This is a genomic window from Nocardioides sp. (assembly GCF_031422975.1).
Classification (GTDB): Bacteria; Actinomycetota; Actinomycetes; order Propionibacteriales; family Nocardioidaceae; genus Nocardioides.
The window spans coordinates 1-5,883 of sequence record NZ_JANPEO010000122.1 but is presented as its reverse complement, the minus strand read 5'-3'; the positions used below and the strand labels follow the sequence as shown (position 1 = coordinate 5,883).

The following is a 5,883-nucleotide window of genomic DNA, read 5'->3' as shown; positions in this document are numbered from 1 at the left end:
GGTTTCGGAAAGACTGTGGGGAACTTAGAGGCAATCTCCTGGTTGAGCGCTTCACCTGCCGCGTTGCCCGGGCGCAAACTTCATCCATGCCTGATCCCACCGATATCCTCCGCCTCGCGGTCTATCCGCCCATCGGCATCGCGCGCCTGGGCAAGTCCGAGAACTACTGGTCGATGGGTGTCCCCGGCCCGGGTGGCCCCTGCTCGGAGATCCTGATCGACCGCGGCCCGGCGTACGGCGCCGACGGTGACTTCTCCGCCGAGGACCGCTACCTCGAGTTCTGGAACCTCGTCTTCATGCAGGACGAGCTCTCCGCGGTCCGGTCCAAGGAGGACTTCGACATCTCGGGCTCGTTGCCGAAGAAGAACATCGACACCGGCATGGGCCTCGAGCGCGTCGCGTTCATGACCCAGGGCGTCGAGAACATGTACGAGATCGACGTGATGTTCCCCGTCATCGAGCGCGCCATGGAGCTGAGCGGCCGCAAGTACGGCGCCGATCACGATGACGACGTCCGGTTCCGCGTGGTTGCCGACCACGTCCGCAGCTCCATGATGCTGATCGGCGACGGCGTGACTCCCGGCAACGAGGGACGCGGCTACGTGCTGAGACGGCTCCTGCGCCGCGCCGTACGGTCCATGCGACTCCTCGGCTACGAGGACCCGTCGCTGCCGGAGCTGATGCCGATCTCCCGCGACAAGATGGGGGAGACCTACCTCGACCTCGTCCGTGACTGGGACCGGATCGCTCGAGTGGCGTACGGCGAAGAGGACACCTTCCGCAAGACGCTGCAGGCCGGCACCCAGATCTTCGACCTCGCGGCGAGCGACGTGAAGAAGTCGGGCGCGACCACGCTCGCCGGTGAGCAGGCGTTCGCCCTGCACGACACCTACGGCTTCCCGATCGACCTGACCCTGGAGATGGCGGCCGAGCAGGGCCTCGTCGTCGACGAGCCGGGCTTCCGCGCCCTGATGGCCGAGCAGCGCGACCGCGCGAAGGCCGACGCGAGGTCCAAGAAGGGCCAGCACGAGGACACCACGATCTACCGCGGCATCCTCGACGCCCACGGCCCGACCGAATGGCTGGCCTACGAGACGCTCCAGACCGAGTCCAGGCCGCTGGCGCTGCTCTCCGCCGGTGGCGCGACGAAGGTGCTCGGCGAGGGCGAGATCGGCGAGCTCGTCCTCGACCGCACGCCGTTCTACGCCGAGTCCGGCGGCCAGGCCGCCGACGCGGGTGTCATCGACTTCGACGGTGGCCGGCTCGAGGTGCTCGACGTCCAGCGCCCGATCAAGGGGCTGGTCGTGCACCAGGTGCGCGTCACCGAGGGTGAGCTCACGGCCGACGCCGCCGGCCTGCTCGCCAAGGTCGACCCGGGCTGGCGCATCGGCGCCCGCCAGGCCCACTCGGGCACGCACGTGGTGCACGCCGCGCTCCGCCAGGTGCTCGGCCCGAGTGCGCTGCAGTCGGGCTCCTTCAACCGGCCCGGCTACCTCCGCCTCGACTTCGGGTGGACCCAGGCGCTGCGCCCCGAGCAGGTCCGCGAGATCGAGCACGTCTCTCAGCAGGCGTTGCGCTCCGACCTGCCGGTGGCATGGGACTACATGACCCTCGAGCAGGCCCGCGACTGGGGTGCGATCGCGCTCTTCGGCGAGACCTATGACAACTCCAAGGTGCGCGTCGTCGAGATCGGCGGTCCGTGGTCGCGTGAGCTCTGCGGTGGCACGCACGTGGAGCACTCCTCACAGATCGGCACCATCGTGGTGACCGGCGAGGCGAGCGTCGGGTCCGGCAGCCGCCGGATCGAGGCGTTCACCGGGATCGAGGGCTTCGACTACCTCTCCCGGGAGCGTGACGTCGTCGGTCAGCTGACCACCTTGCTCAAGACCCGGCCGGACGACCTCGTCGGCCGCGTGACCGACCTTGTCGACCGGCTCAAGTCGGTCGAGAAGGAGGTCGAGAAGGCGCGCGTGACGCAGCTGCTGGCCGGGGGCGTCAGCCTCGCGGCGCAGGCGACCGACGTCAACGGCATCGCCGTCGTCGCCTACCGCGTCGACGGGGCCGGCGGTGGCGACGTACGCACCCTGGCGCTGGACGTGCGCAGCAAGCTCGACCGGGCCGGCGCCGTGGTCATCGCCGGTGTCCAGGACGGCAAGATCGCCGTCGTCGCCGCCGTCAACGACGCGGCCCGCGAGCGCGGCGTGAGCGCCAACGAGCTCGTCCGTGCGATCGGCTCGATGATCGGCGGCAAGGGTGGCGGCAAGGACGACGTCGCCCAGGGCGGCGGTAGCGACGCCACCCGGCTCGACGAGGCGCTGGCCCTGGTCAGCACCGAGATCGCGCGGACGGCCGGCTGAGACATGCGCAGCGGAGTACGCCTCGGTCTGGACCCGGGAGACGCCCGCATCGGAGTCGCCCGCAGCGACCCGACGGGCTTCTTGGCGACGCCGGTCGAGACCGTACGCCGCGGCCGGGGAGACGTGTCCCGGTTGCGGCGACTCGTCGCCGAGACCGAGGCCGTCGAAGTCGTGGTCGGCCTGCCCAAATCGCTCTCCGGACGCGAGGGACCCTCGGCGGCCAAGGTGCGGGAGTTCGCCCTGACCTTGGCGCGGCAGATTGATCCCGTGCCGGTCAGGCTGTTCGATGAACGTCTGACCACGGTGTCCGCGGAGTCGATGCTGCGGATGAGTGGTCGCAAGGGAGCAGATCGGAGGTCTGTGGTCGACATGGCAGCCGCCGTACTCATCCTGCAGAACGCATTGGACACCGAACGCGCGAGTGGCAGCGCGCCTGGAGAGATCGTCGAGGTCAGCAGTGAGTGACGAGACCCCCATCGAGGACGAGGGCTACTACGAGGGCGGAGCACGCCGCGCCAAGAAGAAGCGCGGCTTCTCCGGCTGCCTGGCCGTGCTCGTTGCGCTGGCCGTGCTCGGTGGTGGCTTCTACGTCGGCATCACGAAGGGTGTGGACTGGGTCTCCAACCAGTTCTCCACCGCCGAGGACTACCCGGGCCCCGGCAGCGGCTCGGTGACCTTCGAGGTCGACGAGGGCGACGCCACCGCAGAGATCGGTCGCAACCTCAAGGCCGAGGGCGTGGTCGCCTCCGTGCAGTCCTTCCTCGACGCGGCCGCCGCCGACCCGGACTCCTCCGGGATCCAGGTCGGCTTCTACTCGATGAAGAAGGAGATGTCGGCCGACGACGCGCTCGCGGTCCTTCTCGACCCGGCCAACCAGGTCACGAGCACCGTCACGGTGCCCGAGGGGCTGCGCGTCGAGGACGTCATCACCCTCCTGGCCGAGAACACCGACTTCGGCGCCGCCAAGTGGAGGGCCGCGCTCGCGGACGACGCAGCGCTGGGGCTTCCGGACTACGCCGACGGCAACCCCGAGGGCTACCTGTTCCCCGCGACCTACGAGATCGGTCCCAAGGACAAGCCCGAGGACATCCTGGCTGCGATGGTCGACCGATGGCAGCAGGCCGCCGACGAGGCGGGTCTCGAGGACGCCGCGGCCGCGCAGGACAAGACGCCTGCCGAGCTGATGGTCATCGCCTCGCTCGTCGAGGCCGAGGGTCGCGGCGAGGACATGCCGAAGATCGCCCGGGTCATCTACAACCGACTCGACGGGCCCGGCGACAAGGGCGGCACCAACGGCCTCCTGCAGATCGACGCGTCGGTCAACTACGGCCTCGACCAGGAGCTCGGCGTGGCGCTGACGACCGAGCAACTGGCGCAGGACACTCCCTACAACACCTACACGCGGGCAGGTCTGCCGCCGACGCCGATCGAGGCACCAGGTGACGCGGCCATGGCGGCTGCGGCCAAACCTGCCGACGGTGACTGGTACTACTACGTCACCGTCAACCTGGCGACCGGCGAGACCAAGTTCGCCGAGACCTACGACGAGTTCCTCGGCTACAAGGACGAGTTCACGCAGTACTGCACCACGTCCGACGCCTGCTGATGGGGCGCCGGTGCGGGGTGCTCGGTGACCCGATCGAGCACTCCCTCTCCCCGGTGCTGCACCGCGCGGGCTATGCGGCGCTCGGCCTGGACTGGGCGTACGCCGCCCACCGGGTCGCCTCCGGTGGGCTGGCCGCCTTCCTCGCCGGCCTGGGGGACGACTGGCGCGGGCTGTCCCTGACCATGCCGCTCAAGCGGGAGGCGGTGCCGCTGGTCGACGAGCTCACCGAGCGGGCTCGCCTGGCGGGCGCGGCCAACACGATCGTGCTCGGGTCCGACCGGCTGCTCGGCGACAACACGGACATCCCCGGCGCGATCGCGGCGATCCGCGAGCGCACCACCGCACCGCTGGCCACCGCGGCCATCATCGGCGGGGGCGCCACCGCAGCGTCGATCGGCCTGGCCCTCGCCGACCTCGGCGTGCGCCACCTCGAGATCGTGGTCCGCTCGCCCGAGCGCGCCTTCGAGACGGCCGAGACCGTGCGGGCCCACCCCGGACGCCCGGCGATCACCGTGAGCAGGCTCGACGAGGCGACCACGTTCGAGGTCGACCTGGTCGCCTCCACGATCCCGGCAGCCGCGCAGGACCACCACCTGGTGCGCGCGTGCGGCGACGTACCGACCGTGTTCGACGTCATCTATCACCCGTGGCCGACACCACTGGCCGCCTCGATCGGCGACCGGGTCCTCGTCGGTGGGTTCGACCTGCTGCTGCACCAGGCGGCCGTGCAGTTCGAGTTGTTCACGGGCCGCCCGGCCCCGATCGACGCCATGCGGACCGCGGGCGAGCACGCCCTGGCGCAACGGGCGTCGGCATGAGTCCGCTCGGCGCGGTCCTCGCCGCGCTCCTGTGCGGGGCGCTGGGAGTCCTCGTACCACGGCTGATCGCGGCCGTGCCCGAGCCCGACGAGCCCGCAGACGACAAGCAGACCTATGCCGACATCGGCACGCGGCCGGGCCTGGCGTGGCAGGCGGTGCTGATCTGCGCGGTCATCGGCGCCCTCGTCGGGGGGGCGGTCGGACCGACCTGGCCGCTGCTGTTCCTGGTCCCGCTCGTTCCCGTCGGGGTGGCCCTGGCCCTGATCGACTGGCGCACGCGCCTGCTGCCGACGCGCATCATCGCGCCGACGTACGTCGTGCTCGTCCCGCTCGTCGTGATCGCAGCGCTCGCCGACGGCGAGCCCAGGATGCTGCTGCGCGCGCTCATCGGCTGGGCCGTGATGGGCGGCATCTACGTCCTGCTGTGGCTCGTCCACCCGGCCGGGATGGGGTACGGCGACGTCCGGCTCAGCGGCATCCTCGGTATCGTCCTGGGCTACCTCGGCTGGGGCGAGCTCACGCTCGGCGCCTGGTCGGCCTTCCTGCTGGGCGGGCTCGGCGGACTGGTGCTCGTCGCGCTCAAGGTCATCGACAAGAAGAACAACCCGTTCGGGCCGTGGATGCTGATCGGGGCGCTCATCGGCATCGTCGCCGGCCCGGTGTTCGCGGTGTGGATGTGGGGCGATCTCGCCGCCTGACGGCGGGTGCCCGCGCACCGGCAGCCGCGTGAAAGACTGCGCGCATGCTGCGTTGGCTCACTGCGGGCGAGTCCCACGGTCCTTCCCTGGTCGCCATTCTCGAGGGCATGCCCGCCCACGTCCGGATCACCACTGCTGACATCTCCGACGCGTTGGCGCGCCGACGACTGGGCTACGGCCGGGGTGCCCGGATGAAGTTCGAGGCCGACGAGGTCACCATCACCGGTGGCGTCCGGCACGGCGAGACCATGGGCGGACCGGTGGCGATCCAGGTCGGCAACACCGAGTGGCCCAAGTGGGAGAAGGTGATGTCGGCCGACCCCGTGGACCCCATGGAGCTCGACGCACTGGCCCGCAACGCCGCCCTCACCCGGCCGCGTCCCGGTCACGCCGACCTGGCCGGG

Annotated in this window: 6 protein-coding genes; all 6 read left to right on the top strand. The window is 70.5% G+C overall.

Going from position 1 to position 5,883, the window contains the following annotated elements:
- Positions 1-86 precede the first annotated feature (86 nt).
- Entirely contained in the window at positions 87-2,357 is a 2,271-nt protein-coding gene (gene alaS / locus RMO85_RS03970; RefSeq protein ID WP_310526605.1) for an alanine--tRNA ligase, read from the top strand.
- 3 nt (positions 2,358-2,360) lie between these two features.
- Positions 2,361-2,822, top strand: coding sequence for a Holliday junction resolvase RuvX (ruvX, locus tag RMO85_RS03965; RefSeq protein ID WP_310526604.1), 462 nt, complete (start codon positions 2,361-2,363; stop codon positions 2,820-2,822).
- Entirely contained in the window at positions 2,815-3,963 is a 1,149-nt protein-coding gene (gene mltG / locus RMO85_RS03960; RefSeq protein WP_310526603.1) for an endolytic transglycosylase MltG, read from the top strand. Before ruvX ends, mltG begins: the two co-directional genes overlap by 8 nt.
- Entirely contained in the window at positions 3,963-4,781 is an 819-nt protein-coding gene (locus RMO85_RS03955; protein ID WP_310526602.1) for a shikimate dehydrogenase, read from the top strand. Before mltG ends, RMO85_RS03955 begins: the two co-directional genes overlap by 1 nt.
- Entirely contained in the window at positions 4,778-5,479 is a 702-nt protein-coding gene (locus RMO85_RS03950) for an A24 family peptidase (RefSeq protein WP_310526601.1), read from the top strand. The genes RMO85_RS03955 and RMO85_RS03950 overlap by 4 nt, the downstream gene beginning before the upstream one ends.
- 44 nt (positions 5,480-5,523) lie before the next feature.
- A partial coding sequence (locus tag RMO85_RS03945; RefSeq protein WP_310526600.1) for a chorismate synthase occupies positions 5,524-5,883 on the top strand: 360 nt, incomplete at its 3' end.